Origin of the sequence: Nocardia sp. NPDC057663 (assembly GCF_042799895.1) — a bacterium.
In the GTDB taxonomy this organism is placed as follows: Bacteria; Actinomycetota; Actinomycetes; order Mycobacteriales; family Mycobacteriaceae; genus Nocardia.
The window spans coordinates 721,935-739,874 of the sequence record NZ_JBHVHX010000001.1; the positions used below are offsets into that span (position 1 = coordinate 721,935).

Below are 17,940 nucleotides of genomic sequence, written 5' to 3' on the forward strand. Positions count from 1 at the left end.
ATCACGGCTGCCCGAGTGGCGGCCCCGGTCCCCGGAATTGATACTGCGCTGATCGCGCCGGACGAGTCGGCGGCGTAGCTGCGAATTCGCTACCGCCTGGAACGGCCGATAACATCACCACGTTTGCCGATAGCCAGACTGAGGAGTGCCTGACCGATGCGCAATATCAAGTCCGTGTTCGACGGGTTCAAAGACTTCCTGATGCGCGGGAACGTCATCGACCTCGCGGTCGCGGTGGTCATGGGTACCGCGTTCACCGCGGTGGTCACCTCGTTCACCAAGGGGCTCGTCAACCCGCTGCTCGCGGTGTTCGGCTCGACCAACGAACTGGGTCTCGGCGTCCAGCTGATCGCCGACAAGCCGGCGACGTTCATCGCGCTCGGCCCGATCATCACCGCCTTCATCGACTTCTTCATGGTCGCCGCGGTCCTGTACTTCGTGCTGATGCTGCCGATGAAGTCGCTGAAGAACAAGTTCGGCACCACCAAGGCCGCCGAGCCCACCGAGACCGAGCTGCTCATCGAGATCCGCGACCTGCTGGCCAAGCAGCAGGGGCTGAGCACCGAGCAGGCCGAGTCGCTGAGCAAGGAACGCGCGAGCGAGTCCGCCTAGCGGATACTTGCCCGTATGAGCGAACCACCGGACGGGCTACCGATCTATCGAGTGCTGACCGGCCCGGACGACGAGACGTTCTGCCGGCGGGTGAGCGCGGCGCTGGCCCTCGGCTACGAACTGCACGAGGGCCCTGCCGTCACCTTCGACGGGACGAACGTCATCGTCGCCCAGGCCGTGGTGTGGCCGGCCAGGTAGCGATCGACCTCACGCGGGCGCGTCGACCCGGTCGCGGCGTGGCAGCAGCAGCGCCGGGATCATCGCCAGCGCGATCATGACCGGGGCGATCCAGTAGGTCTGCTGGAATGCTTCGGCCAAAGCCGGGGCCAATTCGGCACGCTGGGCCGAGTCCATCCCGTGCAGGGCCTGGAGCCCGCCGGTCACCGGGAGCAGCGCGCCCAGCGTCACCGAGGCCACGGCGGTGCCGATCGCCATGGCGGTGGTGCTGATCATGTTCAGCACCGTCGACCCGGCCGGTTGCTGCTCCCGGCTCAGCGGCCGGGTCGCGGTGGTGATCACCGGCATCATGGTGCCGCCGCCACCGGCACCCATCAGCAGCATGGTCAGGCCGAGCGCCCAGTACGGCGCGTCCGCGTCGAGCTGGAGCACGAACAGCACGAAACCGGTGAGCGCCACCGTGATCGACACCGGCAGGTAGCGGCCGGGCGGAATCCGGTCGATCAACCGGCCCGCGACCTGCATGGTCGCGCCCGACGCCAGCGCGAACGGAATGCCGAGAGCGCCTGCCACCAGGGCGGATTCACCGCGCACCACCTGGAAGTACAACGGCAGCAACAGCATCGAGCCGAAGTAGCCGCTCGCGAACAGCGCGAGCAAGGCCGCGGAGATCCCGGTCGTTCGGTTGCCCAGAACCCGCAGATCCAGCAGCGGAGCCGGAGTGCTCAGCGAGCGCAGCACGAAGGCGGCGATGAGCCCGGCGCCCGCCAGCAACGGCACCAGCACCGACGCCGAGGCGAAGCCGGCGCTCTCCCCCGCCGCGGTCACGCCGTAGATCACCAGTGCCAGGCCCGGCGACATCAGCAGCAGACCGACCACGTCGAGCGGACGCGGCGGCTCCGGCGCGTCGTCGGGCACCACCCTGGCCGCCAGCACCAGCACCAGCGCACCCAGCGGCAGGTTCAGGAAGAACATCCAGCGCCAGGACACCTCGTCGATGAGATAGCCGCCGATCACCGGTCCCAGCAGCGGGCCGACCAGAATCGCCAGGCCGAGGGTGCTCATCAAGCGCCCCAGCCGTTCCGGCCCGGCCGCGCGCAGCAGGATGGTCATGGCGACCGGCATCAGCAGGCCGCCGCTCGCGCCCTGCACCACCCGGAACGCGATGAGCGACTCGATGTTCCAGGCCAGGCCCGCCAGTACCGAGCCGAAGGCGAAGGCGGTGATCGCCGTCAGATACAGCCGTTTGGCGCCGAAGCGGCCGACCAGCCAGGCCGAAGTCGGCACCACGGCGCCCAGGGCCAGCGAGTAGCCGGTGGCCACCCACTGAATCGTGCTCAGTCCCGCGTCGAACTCGGCGGAGAGTTTGTTGATGGCCACGTTCACGATCGTCTGATCGAGGGTCGCCATGATCATGCCGACCACCAGCACCAGCGCGATGCGCATCGGATTGTGGGTGGTGGCGGGGGCTGTCGTCGTCGTAGTGAGCACGGCCGTCACTTCCCGTACGGGCGGACGGCGCGGGCGGCGCGCAGGGCCTCGCCCCACCAGACGAGCTGGTCGAGCAGGACGGCGGCGGCGGCTTCGGCGGCGTCCGGGTCGGTCAGCGCGCCGGCGTCGTCGAATCTGCCCCACGGATGGGGCAGGGCGACCGAGTCCCGGACGGTGACCGCGTGCAGTTCGGCGAAGACCGGGCGCAGGTGTTCCACGGCCCGCAGACCACCGGAGATACCGCCGTAGGAGACGAAGCCGACCGGTTTGGCCTGCCATTCGGTGTGGTGGGTGTCGATCAGGTTCTTGAGGGTGCCCGGGTAGCTGTGGTTGTACTCGGGCGTCACCACGACGAAGGCGTCGGCGCGGGCGAGCTTGTCGGTGGCCTCGGCCAGGGACGGGTGTTCGGCGGCGCCGCCGAAGGCCCGGGGCAGTTCGACCTGCCCGGCGTCGACCACGTCGATGTCGATCGTGTCGCGCAGCGACGCCTGCCGGACGAACCAGTCGGCGACAGTGGGACCGAAGCGTCCCGCCCTGGTGCTGCCGATGACGACGACGACCCGCAGCGGGCGAATGGCGGTGCGGGCGTGCTCAACCGTGGCGCTCATGTAGTTCCTCTGGCTCGGTGGCGGCCGCGTGGCCGCCGCTGCGCACAACGGTGCTACCTCAACTTCCCTTCAGGTCAAGCGGACGCAATTCACCTCTTGACCGGAATACCCCCTATGGGTATATAGTTGCATCTATACGCAGATAAGAGACCATGCATTTCCTGGAGGGCAGACCATCATGACCACCTCACTGTTCGCCCATCGGGACTATCGCCTGCTCTTCACCGCGCAGGTCGCCGCCCTGTTCGGCACCGGGCTCACCACCGTCGCCCTCGGCCTGCTCGCCTACGAGCTGGCGGGCGGCAACGCCGCGATCGTGCTCGGCACCGCACTGACGCTGAAGATGATCGCCTACGTCACCGTCGCCCCGATCGCGGGCGCTTACGCGGGTCTCCTGCCCCGCAGGCAATTCCTGATGGCGCTCAACGGCATTCGCGGCGCGATCGTGCTCGCCCTACCGTTTGTCGGCCAGATCTGGCAGATCTACGTGCTGATCACCCTGCTGCAGATCGCCTCGGCCGCCTACACCCCCACCTACCAGGCCGTCCTACCGGACATCCTGCCCGACGAGCGCAACTACACGCAGGCGCTCTCGGCCGCCCAGCTGGCCGCGACCATGGAGACTCTGCTCAGCCCGATGCTGGCGGCGCTGGCGTTGAGCCTGATCAGCTTCCACTGGCTCTTCGTCGGCACCGGTATCGGCTTCGCGGTCTCGGTCGCCCTGGTCATGGCGGCGCGCATCCCGAACGCGGTGGTGGGCGACGGCGCGATCGGCAGGCGCCTCGCCGCCGGCCTGCGCCTGTTCGCGGCCACCCCGCGGCTGCGCGGACTGCTCGGGCTGAACCTGGTGGTCGCGGCCGCGGGCTCGGTGGTCATGGTCAACACCGTGAACTACGCCCGCGACGTGCTCGGCGGCGACCAGTCCGGCGTCGCGCTGCTGCTGGCTGCCAATGGCTTCGGCACGATGCTCGTCGCCCTGACCCTGCCCAAGATCCTGGACCGGCGCGGCGAGCGTCCGGTGATGCTCACCGGCGCGGCCGTCCTCGTCACCGGCCTGGCCGCCGCGATCACCCTGTCGACCGCGAGCATCGGCGACGGGAGCTGGGCCGCCGCCCTGGCCACCTGGGCGATCATCGGCGCGGGCACCGGCCTGGTCCTCACCCCCACCGGCCGCGTCCTACGCCGCTCGGCTCGCGCCGAGGACCGCCCCGCCCTCTTCGCCGCCCAGTTCTCGCTCTCGCACCTGGCCTGGCTGATCACCTACCCGATCACCGGCTGGCTGGCCACCACCGCGGGCTTCACCACCACCTGGATCACCCTGGCCGTCATCGCCGCCCTCGGCGTCGCCGCGGCGGTCCGCCTGTGGCCCCGCCAGGATCCCACCGAGATCACCCACATCCACGAGATCGGCACCGTCGACCCGGCCATCCTCACCGATGCGGTCCAGGTAGGCCCCCGCCACTACCAGCACACCCACTCCTACGTGATCGACCGCAACCACCCCCGCTGGCCCAGCCGAACCCCGGCCCTGGTCTGACGAGCACCGGCAGATCAGCCCGCGAAGCGCGCACCCCGCACACAGTCAGCGTGCGGGGTGCGTCGGCATCCGGACTATGGCCTGCGTCGAAGTCCGCCGACGAGATGGTGAACGTTCGGCGCGGTGGGATCGCCCTAGCGTGGCCCGGCGGCCGACCCGTTCGCCGGGGAACCGGCGGGCAACGCGGACATGGACTGCCAGGTCGGCCAATCGATGGCCCAGTCGTAGATGTCGCCGTCGGCCTGGGAGAGCTCGATGGAGGTACCGGTGACCTCGACCGGGTCGCCGTAGCGGGCGGTCGGGAAGTAGGCCTGGGCGTCGGCGGGTGAGAGGTTGATGCAGCCGTTGGTGACGTTGGAAGAGCCCTGGGCGGACAGGGATTCCGGGTTGGCGTGGATGAATTCGCCGTTGTTGGAGATGCGCACGGCCCAGCGCTCGCGAACATTGGTGTAGTACGGCGGATTCGACATCATGAAGTCCTCGTACTTCTCGGTGACCACGTGGGTGCCCGAGCGGGTGACATTGCGCGGCTCGTTGCCCTCGCCGTAGGAGACGGCGAAGTCGAAGACGGTGACGCCGTCGCGGACCACCTGCATGCGGTGGCTCGGCGCGTTGGCGATCACGATCTGGCTGCGGCCGACGGTGAAGTCGGAGGTGAGGTCCGCGTCGCCGTACGCGCCGCCGCCGAAGTCGACGCCGTAGAGCTTGGCCGCCACGTGCACGGTGGTGCCGGGGGTCCAGTAGTTCTTGGGCCGCCAGTGCACCCGCGAACCGCCGTCGTCGGGCAGCCACGCCCACGAGCCCTCGGTGCCCGGATCCGTGGTGACGGTGAGCGCCTTCTCCACGGCCGCCTTGTTCGTCACCGGGCCGGTGAACTTCAGGATGATCGGGGCGGCGATGCCGACCTCCTGGCCGTCGCCGATATTGATCGTGGCCGGGATCGTCGAGGTGGGGCTGAGCGTGGTGAACGTGCTGTCGATCGGGACCGGTTTGTCGTCGGTGCCGATCGCGGTGCCGGTCCAGGTGTAGGTGGCGTTGTAACCGAGCGGCTCGGTGATCTGGTACGTCCTGCGATCGGGGGTGAGCCGGCCCTCGACCTGTTTGCCGTTGGCATTGGTAAGCGCGATCTGGTCGATCCGGCCGTCGGAGACGGTGACCGACACCGGCGCCACGGGGTCGACGCCGGTCGCGCCGGCCGACGGGGTGACGGCGACCTGCGCGACCGGTCCCGCCGCCGCGTCCCCGCCGGGACGGTCGATCGCGCATCCGGTCAGCACGGCGAGCACTGCCAGCAAGATCACCGCAATCAGCGACCGACCACGCCGAACACCCATGCCACGGCCATCGGCGGCCACGTTGTCGCGCACATGCTGAACTGCCGTCCCGTGCGCACGCAACGAGGCGGTTACCGGAGGTTTGCTCACGGCATCGAATGTACGCCGGGCTACCGACCTGCCCGGCTCACAGGGTGAGACCGACCGGCACCGGCTCCGGTTCCAGCGTCACCCCGAAACGTTCCTGGACGCCCGCGCGCACCGTGCGGGCCAGCTCGACGATGTCGGCCGCGCTCGCGGCGCCGCGGTTGGTCAGCGCGAGCGTGTGCTTGGTCGACAACCGGGCCGCCGCCTGCTCACCGGGGAAACCCTTCGCGAACCCGGCCCGCTCGATCAGCCAGCCCGCCGAGAGCTTCGTGCCGTCGGGCGCGGGGTAGGTCGGCACCGGTACGTCCCCGAGGTGCGCGGTGATCGCCGCCAAGACCTGCGGCAGCCGGTCCGCGCCGACGACGGGGTTGGTGAAGAACGAGCCCGCGCTCCAGGTGTCGTGATCGGCCGGGTCGAGGACCATGCCCTTGCCCGCCCGCAGCCGCAGCACCTCGGCCCGCACGACCTCGGCCGGGCGGGTCTCGCCGTCGCCGGCGCCGAGCGCCTTGGCCAATTCGCCGTAGCGCAGCGGCGCGCTCATGCCCGACGGATCGAGCGCGAACTCGACCGCGAGCACCACCGCGTCGTCGCTGTGCTTGAGCACGCTGGTCCGGTACCCGAAGCCGAGCTCGGCGGGCTCGACCCAGCGCACCGCACCGGTCTCGCGGTCGAGCAGCTGCACGCGGCGCAGCAGCGTGGCCACCTCGACGCCGTACGCGCCGACGTTCTGCACCGGCGTCGCACCAGCCGAGCCGGGAATCCCGGACAGGCACTCCAGCCCGCCCAGACCGGCCGCGACGGTCGCCGCGACGACCTCGTCCCAGTTCGCGCCCGCCTCGGCGACCACGCTGTCGGCGCCGATCCGCACCCCCGTGTTCAGCACCCGGACGACGACGCCGTCGAAACCCGCGTCGTCGATGAGCAGGTTCGATCCACCCGCGATCAGCAGCACCCCGATCCCGGCCGCATCCAGCGCCCGCACCGTCGCGATCAGCGCCTCGGTACTGCCGCATTCGGCGACCAGCGCGGGCCCGCCGACCCGCAGGGTCGTCAATTCCGACAAACGCACCGATTCGCGCACCACCGCGCCGGTATCGGCGAGGAGGTCGCGCACCTGCGCCACGCTTCCGGTGGATTCCTTGTTGATCGCCGCGTTCACATGCCGATCATGGACCACATCGCGGCTGCAGGTCCATTCCCGCACCCACCGGAACCGGTGAGCGCCGATCCCGCGCCCTAGCAGGGCGAGCACCGATGGACACCCGGTAGCGTGTCGCGCATGGCTACACCTCTGGCGTTCACGGCTCGCTACACCTATTCGGTCGAGGCCGTGCGCGCGGCGTTCTCCGACGAGCAGTATTGGAAGGCTCGTCTCGAAGAGGTCGGCGGCCCCGGCGCCCGGCTCGATTCCTTCTCCAGCGACGGCAAGACCGTCCGGGCCCAGCTGGTCCAGTCCATCCCCGCCGACCAGCTCCCGCCCGCCATCACCGCGGTCCGCCCCGGTGACCTGGCGATTCCCCGCACCGAGACCTACAGCGGCACCTCCGGTACCGTCGAGGCCCACGTCGAGGGCGCACCCGCCAAGGTGCACGCCACCGTCTCGCTGACCGCCGACGGCTCCGGCTCGACCGCCACCGTCAACGGCACCATCGAGGTGAAGATCCCCCTGTTCGGCGGCAAGATCGAGGCCGCGATCTCCGAGCACCTGCTCGAACTCCTCGGCAACGAGGCCGCCTTCACCGAACAGTGGCTGGCCCGCTAGCCACAACCTGAGCGCAGGCCGCCGCCTACCCGCACGCCCCGACCTCGAGGAGGGGCGGGCCGACGCAGTCGGCCGTCGGCGGCCGTCCCGCCGGTCAGGCGCCGTTGCGTAGGCGACGAAGGAGCAAGCAACGGTGCCTGACCGGCGAGACCAAGGGGCCGCCGACTCGAGCGCGCCAGCGCTCCAAATACACTGCGTCCTCATGGCACGTCGACTTGACTACTCCGCCCGCTACCCGCTGCACACCACCGACGAGCTCTACGCGGCGCTGCAGAGCAGGGATTACTGGGAAGCGCGCGTCGCCGAGATGCGGAAGTACTCCCCGCACAACGAGGTGATCAGCCACGAGGTGAGCGACTCGGGCATCGATGTGGTGCTGGCCCACACGCTGCCGCGCGAGATGCTCCCCGAGATCGCCCAGACGGTGATGCGCAAGGACATGGTCATCACCCGCAAGGAGAGCTGGGGCCCGTTCGCCCACGACGAGACCGAGGGCACCTTCTCCGCCTCCATCCCCGCCGGACCGGGCAGCCTGAACGGCACCATCCGCCTGTTCCCCACCGAGACCGGCGCCACCATGCGCTTCTCCCCCACCGCCAAGGTGTTCATCCCGATGGTCGGCCCGCGCCTGGAACAGCTGATGCTGGTGAACCTGGTCGACCTGTTCCGGGCCGAGCAGGAGGAGACCTCGCGCTGGCTCGAAGAAGACGCGAAGAAGACGGTCTGACATTCGCGCAGGAGCCGTAGCCGTGGACCGGAAGGGCCTCGCACCGGTCGGCACGATCACCCGGGGCACGACCGGTGTCAACCGCTTGCGCCGCAGCGACCGCTGGCTGGTGCACGACGACCTGGTGACCGCGCGCCTGCGCACGGCCGCCGATCCGCTGGTAGTCGACCTCGGTTACGGCGCCGCGCCGTGGACGACTTTCGAGCTGGCCGCCCGGCTGCGCACCGTCCGCCCGGACCTCGAGGTGGTCGGACTCGAGATCGATCCGGCCCGGGTCGTCGAGGGCCGCGACGGCGTGCGCTTCGCCCGCGGCGGTTTCGAACTGGCCGGACTGCGCCCGGTGCTGGTCCGCGCGTTCAACGTGCTGCGCCAGTACCCCGAGGACGCGGTCCCCGACGCATGGGCCCGCATCCAGTCGAATCTCGCGCCCGGCGGCCTGCTGGTCGACGGCACCTGCGACGAGCTCGGTCGCCGGTCCGCCTGGGTGCTGCTCGACCGGCACCGCCCGCTCTCGCTGACCCTGGCCTGGGACCCGTTCACCGTGGAGCGCCCGTCCGATATCGCCGAGCGGCTGCCGAAAGTGCTGATCCACCGCAACATTCCGGGCGAACGCGTGCACGCGTTGCTGACCGCGGCCGATCGCGCGTGGAATCGGTCGGCGGCGCTGGCACCGTTCGGTCCGCGTATCCGCTGGCGCGGCGCGGCGGAACTGCTGCGCGCCAACGGCTTTCCGGTGCGCGCGTATCGCCGCCGAATGCGTGACTGCGTGCTGTCGGTGCCGTGGCAGACGGTCGCGCCGAACGACTGGTCAGACGCCGGTTAACGCCCGCCGTACCCGCGCGGCCGCGCGCGGCGCGAGTTGCTGTCCACCCCACCAGATCTCGTCGGTGTCGCAGCGATGGATGGCGACCGCGTCGGCCACCACCTCGTCCAGCGCCGACTGCGAGATCTCGGTCTCGGCCAGATCGAGCACAGTGCGCACGGGCGTGGTGACCAGGAACGGCCCGGCCGACTCGATATCGGGGCCGCCGAGCTTGCGCCGGGTCAGTACCAGCCGTGGCGTCACCGGCGGCCTGCCCGCCGACACCGACAGATGCAGGAACCGCGGCTGTAATCTGCCGAGCCCGTGCAGCTCCGCCGCGCTCTGATACGACACCGCCGCGGCCCCGTCGAACCAGGCCGCCCACATCGCGTACTCGTCGAGCGGACCGGCCCGCCACTGCGCCAGCCGCATCATCCCGACCCCCGCCCTGGTCACCGACCCGTCGCCGAGCGCGGCCCTGACTTGCGTCTCACAGCCGGTCCGCAGCACCTGCCGGGTCGTGAAGAAGCCCGCGTGGCGGCCGGCGAGCCGCCGCAGCACCCGCCACCGATGATCCGCCGTCCCCTGCACCCGGCGCACACCCTCGCCAGTCATGGGATTCAGGCTACGCCGCCAAAAGTGCGCCAGCTCACACTTTGCTACGAAGCCTTTCACGGCGTCCTCAGAGCAGACACAGAAAGTTCGGGAAGAATCCGATCCCATGAGCACGCAGACACCCCAACGCCCGAAGGTCGGTCGGCGCACGCTGGTGATCGCCTTGGTCGTGGTCGCCGTGCTACTCGTGGCGGCGATCGTGAGCACCGAAGCCTATGCCCGCCACCAGATCTCGCGCTGCATCAGCAGTTCGTTCGAGAAGCAGATGGGCTCGAGCATCGACGTGAGTTTCGGTCCGAAGCCGATGCTGATCACCTACCTCGACGGCAAAGTCGGGTCGGTGACCATCGACAGCGAGGACAACAAGTTCGGCCCCGCGGTCGGCATGGTCGTGCACGCGAAGTTCTCCGACATCGAACTGGTCGACCGCGGCCGCGGCGGCGGCACCATCGGCGGCTCCTCCGCCGAGGTGACCTGGAACAACGACGGCATCACGCAGACGCTGGGCGGCATGGTCAGCGGCGTGCAGTCCTCGTCGAGCACCGGCCTGATCACCCTCGACGTGATCGGCGGCCTGGCCCAGCTGCAGGTGCAGCCGATGGTGCGCAACGGCAATGTCGAGGTGGAGACGAAGTCGGCGCAGCTGCTCGGCATCGGCCTGCCCACCGGTCTGGTGCAGGGCATCGTCGAGACGTTCACCCAGAGCTTGCAGAGCTACCCGCTCGGTCTGCGCGCGCAGGAAGTGAAGGTCACCGACGACGGTGTGGTCGTTCAGCTCTCGGGCGGCAAGACGCCGCTCGAGACTGCACCCAACGATCGGCAGGCCGAGTTCACCTGCTGAGCTACTCGGCGAACCCGTCCAGCACAGCGGCCGACTTCGACAGCCCGAGCCGCGTCGCACCGGCCGCGATCATCGCCGCCGCGTCCTCGGCGGTACGGATGCCGCCGCTGGCCTTGACCCCGAGTCGCCCGCCGACGGTCTCGGCCATCAACCGCACCGCGTGCACGCTCGCCCCGCCCGCCGGATGGAACCCGGTGGAGGTCTTCACGAAGTCGGCGCCACCATGCTCGGCGGCCCGGCACGCGCCCACGATCGCCTCGTCGGTCAGCGCGGCCGACTCGATGATCACCTTGAGCACGACGCCCCGATCCGTCGTGGCCTCGCGCACCGTGATGACGTCGGACAGCACCGCGTTGAAGTCACCGGCCAGCGCGGCGCCCACGTCGATCACCATGTCGATCTCGGCGGCGCCCTGGTCCACCGCCAGCCGCGCCTCGGCGCCCTTGACCAGCGAGTGATGCTTTCCGGACGGGAATCCGGCCACGGTCGCGACGACCAGCCCCGGCGCCCGCAACGGCAGCATCGACGGCGACACGCAGATCGCGTACACCCCGAGCTTGCGCGCCTCGGCGATCAGGGCCTCGACCTCGGCGGGCGTGGCCTCCGGGGCGAGCAGGGTGTGATCGATCATCGCGGCCACGTCGGCCCGAGTCAGCGGCGTCGAGACGGTCATGCTCCCGAGCATGACACACGACTAGTACACCGCCCTTGCACAGGCAGTCCGGAAACAGCGTTGCGCGCTCGTACCCAAATCCGGGAGACTTAATCCAGCCGCCACAGACACGGAGACGATTGTGCTGATCCGTCGCGAGACCCCTGCGGATGCCGCGGCGATCGCCGCCATCCATCGAGCCGCCTTCGCTCCGCACTACGCGGAGGACCCGTCGATCACCGAACCTCCCGAGGTCGCGCTGGTCGACGCGCTGCGCACCGACGAGTCGTGGATGCCGACGCTGTCGCTGGTCGCGCTCGAATACGACACCGTCGTCGGGCACATCTGCCTCACCAGGGCCGGGATAGGCCCGTTCCCGGTGCTGGCGCTCGGCCCGCTCGGCGTCGACCCCGATCATCAGAAGACCGGCGTCGGCTCGGCCCTGATGCACGCGGCGCTCGGCGCGGCGGACGCACTGGACGAGTCGGTCGTCGGTCTGGTCGGCAACCCCGACTACTACACGCGCTTCGGCTTCGTCCCCGGCGCCCGGCTCGGCATCGTGCCGGACCAGGCGGACTGGGCCGAGTACTTCCAGGTGCGGCCGCTGACGGCCTACGATCCGGCGGTCACCGGCGAATTCCGCTACCCGGCCCCGTTCTACGACCTCTGAGTTTTTACTCGAAGACGACCGTGCGGCGGCCGTGCACGAGCACCCGGCCTTCCAGGTGCCAGCGCAGCCCGCGCGCGAGCACGACCCGCTCGATGTCGCGGCCCTGACGCACCATGTCGCGGACGTCGTCGGCGTGGTCGACCCGGATGACGTCCTGTTCGATGATCGGGCCCGCGTCCAGTTCGGCGGTGACGTAGTGGCAGGTCGCGCCGATCAGCTTCACGCCGCGGTCATACGCCTGGTGATACGGCCGCGCGCCGACGAACGAGGGCAGGAAGCTGTGGTGGATGTTGATCGCCCGGCCCGCCCAGTGCTCACACAGTTCGGCGGGCAGCACCTGCATGAAGCGGGCCAGCACCACCGCGTGCGGATCGTGGGCGTCGACGAGGTCGCGCACCTGTGCGAAGGCAGGGCCGCGCTCGGCGGGTGCCTTCGGGAACGGCACGTAGTGGAACTTCACGCCGTGCGCCTCGGTCATCCCGGCCAGGTCGGGGTGGTTGCCGATGACGGCCTCGATGGTCGCGGGCAGCTCACCGGCGGCCGCGCGGCCGAGCAGGTCGTGCAGGCAGTGCCCGTCCTTGCTGACCAGCAGCACCGCCCGGCGTGGTGCGCCGGAGTCGTGCAGCTGCCAGTCGGTCTCGGGACCGAATTCGGCGGCGACCTCGGCGAAGCGGGCGCGCAGTTCGTCGATGCCGAACGGCACCGTCGAGGCCTTGACCGCCTGCCGGGTGAAGAACCAGCCGATGTCACCGTCGGAGTGGTAGCCGGCCTCCACGATCGAGCCGCCGAATTCGGCGATGAACGAGGAGATCCTGGCGATGATGCCCGGCCGGTCCGGGCAGCCCAGGGTCAGCACGAACCGGCGGTCATCCGAGGTCACAGGGGCAGAACTCATCCACCCATCCTCGCAGGCGCTCAGGCCGGCATGCGCACAGGCTCACGCGCGGTGACGAGCACCTCGCGCAGTTCGGCGTTGAACAGGTCGTAGCGCTCGACATTGCCGAGATGCCCGGTCGGCTGGACCTTGAACGTGGCCAGGGTGCCCGCCTCGCGCAGCAGCTCTGCGAGGCGCTCGGCGTGCACGGCCGGGGTCATGTCGTCGCGGTCACCGGCCAGCACGGTGGTCGGCACGGAGAAGTTGCTCGCGGCGTCGCCCAGGTGCAGCGCGGCGAGCAGCCGGCCGTAGCGCGCGCGGGTCATCATCGGGCAGCCACGCACCACCGACAGCGCGTAGCTCAGCTTCTCCGGTGAGGTGTCCAGCGTCATCACCTGGCGGGCGAAGATCCAGCGCACGGGAGCGATCGGCGGGAAGACGACCGGCGTGCCGAGGATGAGCTTGCCGAGCCAGTCCGGGGTCGGCATCTGACGGCCGCGCAGCAGGCGCAGCGGCTTGTTCAGGCCGGGGACCATGGTCGACACCTCGACCAGCGAGTGCGCGCCGGTATTGGTGAGCACCACGGCGGCGGCCTGTTCGGAAACCCGTTCGGGGTAGCGGCCCGCCCAGGCGATGAGCGTCATCCCGCCCATGCTGTGGCCGACCAGGACCGCGCGCTGACCGGGCAGCAGGGCCGCGTCGAGCACCTCGCACAGGTCGTCGGCGAGCAGATCGGTACTCGGGCGCGCGTAGCCGTTTGTCGACTCGCCGTGGCCGCGCTGGTCATAGGCGATCACGCGGTACTCGCCGGCGAAGGCGTTGATCTGGGCGTTCCAGTATTCGATGGAACAGGTCCAGCCGTGCGCGAACACGATGACGGGCGCGTCGACCGGGCCGTAGGCGTGGACCCGCAGGCGGGCGCCGTCCGCGGTGACCACCGGGATCACCTCGTGCGGGACGGCCGGCGGATCGAAGGCCGCGATCCCGTGGGTCCGCGTCCGCAGATCGGCCCGGTGGGCCGCCAGGGTGGTCTTGACCGCGATGGACGCGGAATCGACCAGGTTCAGCAGAGCCGTCGGCAGCTTTGCACGCATCGGCACACTCCTTTGTGTTACTGATGGATACAGTAACACCGTGTACCACTGAACCGCGAGAGGTCGGCGGCGCTCTTTCGCCGGTGCGACTACCAGCGCGGCCCGCGCTGCACCTCGTCGATCTTCGGGCGCACGTCGGCGAGGTAGACACCGGTCGCGATGATCGCGATGAACGAGGTCAGCATGCCGAAACCGGCGACGCCGAGCAGCAGGAAGACCATCGCGCCCGCCAGGATGGCCAGCCAGATGGGCTTGGTCATCTTGTCGACCGCCGTGAAAGCGTCGGCGCGCTGGCGCACGGCATGGATGAGCGCGAACACCGTCGCGCCGAAGGCCACCACCCACAGGACCAGCAGGATCAGCGACGTCACACCGTTTACCAGGTTCACACCCCCATCATACGAACAGCGGCCCCGCGCACCAGGATGATGCGCGGGGCCGCTGTCGGCGTGATCAGGTCAGGGCGTCAGACCTTATTCGGCGTTCTTCGGCGCTGCCTTCTTGGCGGGCGCCTTCTTGGCGGCCGGAGCCTTCTTGGCGGCGGGCGCCTTGGCGGCCGGAGCCGGAGCCGGAGCCGGAGCCGGGGCGGGCTCGGTGCTCACGGCGACGACCTCGGCATCGACGACAACCTCGTCGGCCACCTTCTCGGCCTCGGCCTTGCCACGACCCAGCAGGTCGGTGACCTTGGCGAGGGCATCCTCGGCACGCGCGGAGGCATCCTTGTACAGGTTCTCGACGCGACCGATCTGCTCGTCGACGGCCTGGTTGGCACGCAGCCGGTCGACGGTCTCCTCACCGCGGACGGCGAGGTCGGCGTAGATGTCGAGCGCCTGGCGGTAGTACTGCTCGGCCAGCTTGCGCAGCTCTTCCGGGGTGAACTTCTCGCGCAGCTCGGCGAGGTCCTCCGGCAGCTCCGACGGCAGGCCGGCGATGCGCTCGCGCAGCGTGTCGAACTGGGCCTGCACGTCGGCGGGGACGTTGGCGATGCGCTCGCGGGCCTCGTCGACCCGAGCCTTCGCATCGGTGGCGACGACGCGCTCGCGGACGTCGGCGACGACCTCGTTCACGGCGGTGTAGATGGCGTCACCGGCACCGACGGTGGCGAACAGGGGCTTGGTCACGGTAGCGGTCTTCTCGGTCATCAGTTTTCGTTCTCCTGGCGTGGCGGAGTGTCAGTTGTCGTGAACGAAACGTCGCTGTCCCGTTCGATCCCCCCTGAGCCGGCTTCTTCCCCGTTTTCCCGGCGAAACGACTCATAGATTTCCAGCAACACCTGTTTCTGCCGCTCGGTCACCGAAGTGTCCGCTAGCAGGGCGTCCCTGACCGGGCTGTGCGGACGCTGTTCGAGATATCCGGCCCGCACATACAACACCTCCGAGGAAACACGCAGCGCCTTGGCGATCTGCGCGAGTACTTCGGCGGAGGGGTTACGCAATCCGCGTTCGATCTGGCTCAGGTACGGATTGCTCACCCCCGCCAGAGCGGCGAGTTGACGTAAGGACACCTGCGCAGCTTCGCGCTGGGACCTGATGAACCCTCCGATGTCTTGTGCCGCGTGCGCTACACGTCCCTCGGGCTGGTCTGCCATCACTCACCTTCTGGCGGTTGTACGGTCAATACTAAATCAGGGTGCTAGCTATTGCAAGCACTTCTGTTAGCACAGGGTCGGCTAACGGCCGGATCAGTGGAACAGCAGCTGCGAGATCGTGTAGATGGCCAGGCCGGCGAGCGAGCCGACGACCGTGCCGTTGATCCTGATGAACTGTAGATCCCGGCCGACCTGCAGTTCGATCTTCCGGCTCGCCTCGTCGGCATCCCAGCGGGCGACGGTGTCGGTTACCAGGGTAGAGATCTCGGCCGAGTAGTTACCGACCAGATAGCGGGCGCCGCGGTCGATCCAGCCGTCCACCTTGCCGCGCATGGCCGGGTCGTCGCGCAAGCGCTCACCGAGCTGTTGCACATTCTCGGCCACCTTGCGGCGCAGGGTGGAATCGGGGTCCTCGGCCGACTCGAGAATCAACCGCTTGGCCGCGCGCCACGTCGCCTCGGCCATTCCGGTGATCTGCTCGCGGCCCATGATCTCGGCCTTGACCTTCTCGGCCTTGGCGATCATCGCCTCGTCGTGCTGCAGATCGTCGGCGAAATCCTGCAGAAAGCGATCGGCGGCCTGGCGCAGTTCGTGCTCGGGATTCGAACGCACCTTCCAGGTGAACTCGACCAATTCCCGATAGATTCGCTCGGAAAGCAACGTATTGACGAATTTCGGCGCCCATTGCGGCGCGTCCCGCATGACGATGCGATCGATCGTCTCCTGCGAACCCAGCGCCCATTGATGCGCGCGCTCGGCCAGCAGATCGATCAGCGGCAGCTGCCGATTGTCGGCGATCAATTCCGAGAGCACCCGCCCGATCGGCGGACCCCACAGCGGTTCGGCGATCCGCTTGACGATGGTGTTGTCGATGATCTGCTCGACGTCCTCGTCACGCAGCACGCCGACCACCGCGGTCAGGATCGTCGAGCTCTCCTGCGCGACCCGGGCCGCGTGCCCGGGATCGGCCATCCACCGGCCCACCCGCAGCGAGATCTGCGCGGAGTCCAGCCGCGCCGACACCACGTCGGGCGCGAGGAAGTTCGTGCCGACGAAGGCGCCGAGACTCTCCCCGAGCTGGTCCTTCTTCTTGCGGATGATCGCGGTGTGCGGGATGGGCAGGCCGAGCGGATGCTTGAACAGCGCGGTGACCGCGAACCAGTCGGCGAGCGCGCCGACCATGCCCGCCTCGGAGGCGGCGCGCACATAGCCGACCCACTCGCCGCCACCGCCGCGCGATTCGAGCCAGCGGCACAGCAGGTACACCACGCTGGCCGCCACGAGGAATCCGGTGGCCAGCGCTTTCATCTTGAAGAGGTCACGTCGTTTGCCCGCCTCGTCGGTCATGACCGCGAAACCCGCGGGTTGCGCAGCGGGTTCGGTGCGCGGCGCGAGAACCGCCGTATTGCCGGGAGCTTTCTCCATAGCCACCATTCTGCTGTGCCCGCCGCGACAACGCCGCCGCGAGCCCGCTTCGGAGTGTGGTAAATGCCCCAACGTCGACCAAACGAGCGCCACCCCACACCAGCGCGCCTAAGCTGTAGAACCAGAGACGCCACATCGATTACTAAGGGGGCTGTTCTGTCCACCGAAGACCTTGTCGAGATCGGCGAGCAGACCGGGCGCGCGACCGTGCGCGGCGGCGGTCCTGTCGACGGCCGCAAAAGGCGGTGGCGGCAGCACAAGATCGACCGGCGCGAAGAGCTGGTCGACGGCACACTCAACGCCATCCGCGCGCGCGGCAGCCAGGCGGGCATGGACGAGATCGCCACCGAGATCGGCGTGTCCAAGACCGTCCTGTACCGCTACTTCGCCGACAAGAACGACCTGGTGCACGCCACCATGCAGCGGTTCATCGAGACCACGCTGCTGCCCCGGGTGTACGGCGCGATCAATCTCGACGCCGACGAGTACCAGCTGGTGCGCGCCGCGATGACCGAGTACGTCGGCACCGTCGACGACGACCCCGAGGTCTACCGGTTCATCATGAGCAACTCCGCGGGCGACAAGTCCTCGCTCGCCGAGTTCGAACGGCTCTTCGCCGAGGTGGTCACGACCGTGCTGATCGACCGGGCAGGAAGCAAGGGCGCGCGTACCGACGGCGCGATGCTGTGGTCGTACGTGCTGGTCGGCGGCATCCAGCTGGCCACGCACTGGTGGACCACCACCGACAAGGCCATGCCGCGCCAGGACGTCATCGACTACCTGACGATGATGGCGTGGTCGGCGATCGAGGGCGTCGCCAAGGCAGGCGGTTCGCCCGAGCTGTTCAACGCACAGACCCACACGCTGCCTGAGATCCCCTCGCAGCCCTCCTGACCAGGTATTTTCCTGCGGTTACCGGTGCCGGGCTCGACATCACGGCACGGTTGGTTACGCTGAACCGAGCGGGGCGCTGTGGCTTGCGTCACCGCTGGCGGTCGTGTGACGCTTCGCGTCTACGGCCGCCCTGCGCGTCGGCACCAATGG

General features: G+C 69.1%; 21 protein-coding genes. 9 read left to right on the forward strand and 12 right to left on the reverse strand.

The features are described 5' to 3' along the window. Positions 1-156: 156 nt before the first annotated feature. The gene (gene mscL, locus ACFVAV_RS03305) at positions 157-612 is read left to right on the forward strand and encodes a large conductance mechanosensitive channel protein MscL (protein WP_379029097.1); all 456 of its coding nucleotides are present in this window, start codon (positions 157-159) and stop codon (positions 610-612) included. Positions 613-627: 15 nt separating this feature from the next. After that, positions 628-810 (forward strand): DUF1737 domain-containing protein, encoded by a 183-nt coding sequence (locus ACFVAV_RS03310; RefSeq protein WP_379029099.1) that lies wholly within the window; start codon positions 628-630, stop codon positions 808-810. Positions 811-819: 9 nt separating this feature from the next. Here ACFVAV_RS03310 and ACFVAV_RS03315 read toward each other — a convergent pair whose 3' ends face one another. Continuing rightward, complete coding sequence (locus ACFVAV_RS03315) at positions 820-2,280, reverse strand: DHA2 family efflux MFS transporter permease subunit (protein WP_379029102.1); 1,461 nt, start codon at positions 2,278-2,280, stop codon at positions 820-822. Between the two features lie 5 nt (positions 2,281-2,285). Further along, on the reverse strand, positions 2,286-2,888 hold the full coding sequence (locus ACFVAV_RS03320; RefSeq protein WP_379029105.1) for an NADPH-dependent FMN reductase: 603 nt from the start codon (positions 2,886-2,888) through the stop codon (positions 2,286-2,288). A 178-nt stretch (positions 2,889-3,066) separates the two neighbouring features. Here ACFVAV_RS03320 and ACFVAV_RS03325 point away from each other — a divergent pair, with 178 nt between their 5' ends. Beyond that, the gene (locus ACFVAV_RS03325; protein WP_379029108.1) at positions 3,067-4,425 is read left to right on the forward strand and encodes an MFS transporter; all 1,359 of its coding nucleotides are present in this window, start codon (positions 3,067-3,069) and stop codon (positions 4,423-4,425) included. Positions 4,426-4,559: 134 nt separating this feature from the next. Here ACFVAV_RS03325 and ACFVAV_RS03330 read toward each other — a convergent pair whose 3' ends face one another. Further along, the gene (locus ACFVAV_RS03330; protein ID WP_379029952.1) at positions 4,560-5,759 is read right to left on the reverse strand and encodes an Ig-like domain-containing protein; all 1,200 of its coding nucleotides are present in this window, start codon (positions 5,757-5,759) and stop codon (positions 4,560-4,562) included. 127 nt (positions 5,760-5,886) lie between these two features. Further along, a complete protein-coding gene (locus tag ACFVAV_RS03335; RefSeq protein WP_379029111.1) occupies positions 5,887-7,005 on the reverse strand; it encodes a UDP-N-acetylmuramate dehydrogenase in 1,119 nt (372 codons plus the stop codon). Between the two features lie 120 nt (positions 7,006-7,125). Between ACFVAV_RS03335 and ACFVAV_RS03340 the strand changes: the two genes are divergently transcribed. The 3 genes from ACFVAV_RS03340 to ACFVAV_RS03350 all read left to right on the forward strand — a co-directional run bounded on the left by ACFVAV_RS03340 (position 7,126) and on the right by ACFVAV_RS03350 (position 9,158). Next, complete coding sequence (locus tag ACFVAV_RS03340) at positions 7,126-7,608, forward strand: DUF2505 domain-containing protein (RefSeq protein ID WP_379029114.1); 483 nt, start codon at positions 7,126-7,128, stop codon at positions 7,606-7,608. 202 nt (positions 7,609-7,810) lie between these two features. Next, the gene (locus ACFVAV_RS03345; protein WP_379029117.1) at positions 7,811-8,335 is read left to right on the forward strand and encodes a DUF2505 domain-containing protein; all 525 of its coding nucleotides are present in this window, start codon (positions 7,811-7,813) and stop codon (positions 8,333-8,335) included. Between the two features lie 22 nt (positions 8,336-8,357). Next, the gene (locus ACFVAV_RS03350) at positions 8,358-9,158 is read left to right on the forward strand and encodes a class I SAM-dependent methyltransferase (RefSeq protein WP_379029120.1); all 801 of its coding nucleotides are present in this window, start codon (positions 8,358-8,360) and stop codon (positions 9,156-9,158) included. On the opposite strand, the gene ACFVAV_RS03355 is transcribed toward ACFVAV_RS03350, so the two are convergent. Further along, a complete protein-coding gene (locus ACFVAV_RS03355; protein WP_379029122.1) occupies positions 9,144-9,752 on the reverse strand; it encodes a hypothetical protein in 609 nt (202 codons plus the stop codon). The two genes, ACFVAV_RS03350 and ACFVAV_RS03355, sit on opposite strands and share 15 nt — an antisense overlap. Positions 9,753-9,858: 106 nt before the next feature. Here ACFVAV_RS03355 and ACFVAV_RS03360 point away from each other — a divergent pair, with 106 nt between their 5' ends. Beyond that, positions 9,859-10,593, forward strand: coding sequence for a DUF2993 domain-containing protein (locus ACFVAV_RS03360; RefSeq protein WP_379029125.1), 735 nt, complete (start codon positions 9,859-9,861; stop codon positions 10,591-10,593). A gap of 1 nt (position 10,594) precedes the next feature. Here ACFVAV_RS03360 and deoC read toward each other — a convergent pair whose 3' ends face one another. Further along, on the reverse strand, positions 10,595-11,266 hold the full coding sequence (gene deoC / locus ACFVAV_RS03365) for a deoxyribose-phosphate aldolase (protein WP_379029128.1): 672 nt from the start codon (positions 11,264-11,266) through the stop codon (positions 10,595-10,597). Between the two features lie 121 nt (positions 11,267-11,387). Here deoC and ACFVAV_RS03370 point away from each other — a divergent pair, with 121 nt between their 5' ends. After that, positions 11,388-11,915 carry a GNAT family N-acetyltransferase gene (locus tag ACFVAV_RS03370; RefSeq protein WP_379029131.1) on the forward strand — a complete coding sequence of 176 codons (528 nt, stop codon included), beginning with the start codon at positions 11,388-11,390 and terminating at the stop codon, positions 11,913-11,915. 4 nt (positions 11,916-11,919) lie between these two features. Here the strand turns inward: ACFVAV_RS03370 and purU are convergent, their stop codons facing one another. The 6 genes from purU to ACFVAV_RS03400 all read right to left on the reverse strand — a co-directional run bounded on the left by purU (position 11,920) and on the right by ACFVAV_RS03400 (position 16,896). After that, positions 11,920-12,810 carry a formyltetrahydrofolate deformylase gene (gene purU / locus ACFVAV_RS03375; RefSeq protein WP_379029134.1) on the reverse strand — a complete coding sequence of 297 codons (891 nt, stop codon included), beginning with the start codon at positions 12,808-12,810 and terminating at the stop codon, positions 11,920-11,922. Between the two features lie 20 nt (positions 12,811-12,830). Further along, positions 12,831-13,883, reverse strand: coding sequence for an alpha/beta fold hydrolase (locus ACFVAV_RS03380; protein ID WP_379029137.1), 1,053 nt, complete (start codon positions 13,881-13,883; stop codon positions 12,831-12,833). Positions 13,884-13,972: 89 nt separating this feature from the next. Continuing rightward, positions 13,973-14,266: a DUF2516 family protein gene (locus ACFVAV_RS03385; RefSeq protein ID WP_379029955.1), complete on the reverse strand. Its 294-nt coding sequence runs from the start codon at positions 14,264-14,266 to the stop codon at positions 13,973-13,975. Positions 14,267-14,356: 90 nt separating this feature from the next. Next, positions 14,357-15,025 carry a heparin-binding hemagglutinin gene (locus ACFVAV_RS03390; RefSeq protein WP_379029139.1) on the reverse strand — a complete coding sequence of 223 codons (669 nt, stop codon included), beginning with the start codon at positions 15,023-15,025 and terminating at the stop codon, positions 14,357-14,359. Then, a complete protein-coding gene (locus ACFVAV_RS03395) occupies positions 15,025-15,471 on the reverse strand; it encodes a helix-turn-helix domain-containing protein (protein ID WP_379029142.1) in 447 nt (148 codons plus the stop codon). The genes ACFVAV_RS03390 and ACFVAV_RS03395 overlap by 1 nt, the downstream gene beginning before the upstream one ends. A gap of 93 nt (positions 15,472-15,564) precedes the next feature. Further along, positions 15,565-16,896: a DUF445 domain-containing protein gene (locus tag ACFVAV_RS03400; RefSeq protein WP_379029145.1), complete on the reverse strand. Its 1,332-nt coding sequence runs from the start codon at positions 16,894-16,896 to the stop codon at positions 15,565-15,567. 207 nt (positions 16,897-17,103) lie between these two features. Between ACFVAV_RS03400 and ACFVAV_RS03405 the strand changes: the two genes are divergently transcribed. Next, entirely contained in the window at positions 17,104-17,790 is a 687-nt protein-coding gene (locus tag ACFVAV_RS03405) for a TetR/AcrR family transcriptional regulator (protein WP_379029148.1), read from the forward strand. The last annotated feature ends 150 nt before the right edge of the window (positions 17,791-17,940 follow it).

Bases quoted from the DNA above. Each gene is read 5' to 3' on its own strand.
- ACFVAV_RS03310 (WP_379029099.1), top strand. From the start codon at position 628: ATGAGCGAACCACCGGACGGGCTACCGATCTATCGAGTGCTGACCGGC.
- ACFVAV_RS03325 (WP_379029108.1), top strand. From the start codon at position 3,067: ATGACCACCTCACTGTTCGCCCATCGGGACTATCGCCTGCTCTTCACC.
- purU (WP_379029134.1), bottom strand. From the start codon at position 12,810: ATGAGTTCTGCCCCTGTGACCTCGGATGACCGCCGGTTCGTGCTGACC.
- ACFVAV_RS03340 (WP_379029114.1), top strand. From the start codon at position 7,126: ATGGCTACACCTCTGGCGTTCACGGCTCGCTACACCTATTCGGTCGAG.
- mscL (WP_379029097.1), top strand. From the start codon at position 157: ATGCGCAATATCAAGTCCGTGTTCGACGGGTTCAAAGACTTCCTGATG.
- ACFVAV_RS03320 (WP_379029105.1), bottom strand. From the start codon at position 2,888: ATGAGCGCCACGGTTGAGCACGCCCGCACCGCCATTCGCCCGCTGCGG.
- ACFVAV_RS03355 (WP_379029122.1), bottom strand. From the start codon at position 9,752: ATGACTGGCGAGGGTGTGCGCCGGGTGCAGGGGACGGCGGATCATCGG.
- deoC (WP_379029128.1), bottom strand. From the start codon at position 11,266: ATGACCGTCTCGACGCCGCTGACTCGGGCCGACGTGGCCGCGATGATC.
- ACFVAV_RS03380 (WP_379029137.1), bottom strand. From the start codon at position 13,883: ATGCGTGCAAAGCTGCCGACGGCTCTGCTGAACCTGGTCGATTCCGCG.
- ACFVAV_RS03345 (WP_379029117.1), top strand. From the start codon at position 7,811: ATGGCACGTCGACTTGACTACTCCGCCCGCTACCCGCTGCACACCACC.
- ACFVAV_RS03390 (WP_379029139.1), bottom strand. From the start codon at position 15,025: ATGACCGAGAAGACCGCTACCGTGACCAAGCCCCTGTTCGCCACCGTC.
- ACFVAV_RS03400 (WP_379029145.1), bottom strand. From the start codon at position 16,896: ATGGAGAAAGCTCCCGGCAATACGGCGGTTCTCGCGCCGCGCACCGAA.
- ACFVAV_RS03360 (WP_379029125.1), top strand. From the start codon at position 9,859: ATGAGCACGCAGACACCCCAACGCCCGAAGGTCGGTCGGCGCACGCTG.
- ACFVAV_RS03330 (WP_379029952.1), bottom strand. From the start codon at position 5,759: ATGGGTGTTCGGCGTGGTCGGTCGCTGATTGCGGTGATCTTGCTGGCA.
- ACFVAV_RS03395 (WP_379029142.1), bottom strand. From the start codon at position 15,471: ATGGCAGACCAGCCCGAGGGACGTGTAGCGCACGCGGCACAAGACATC.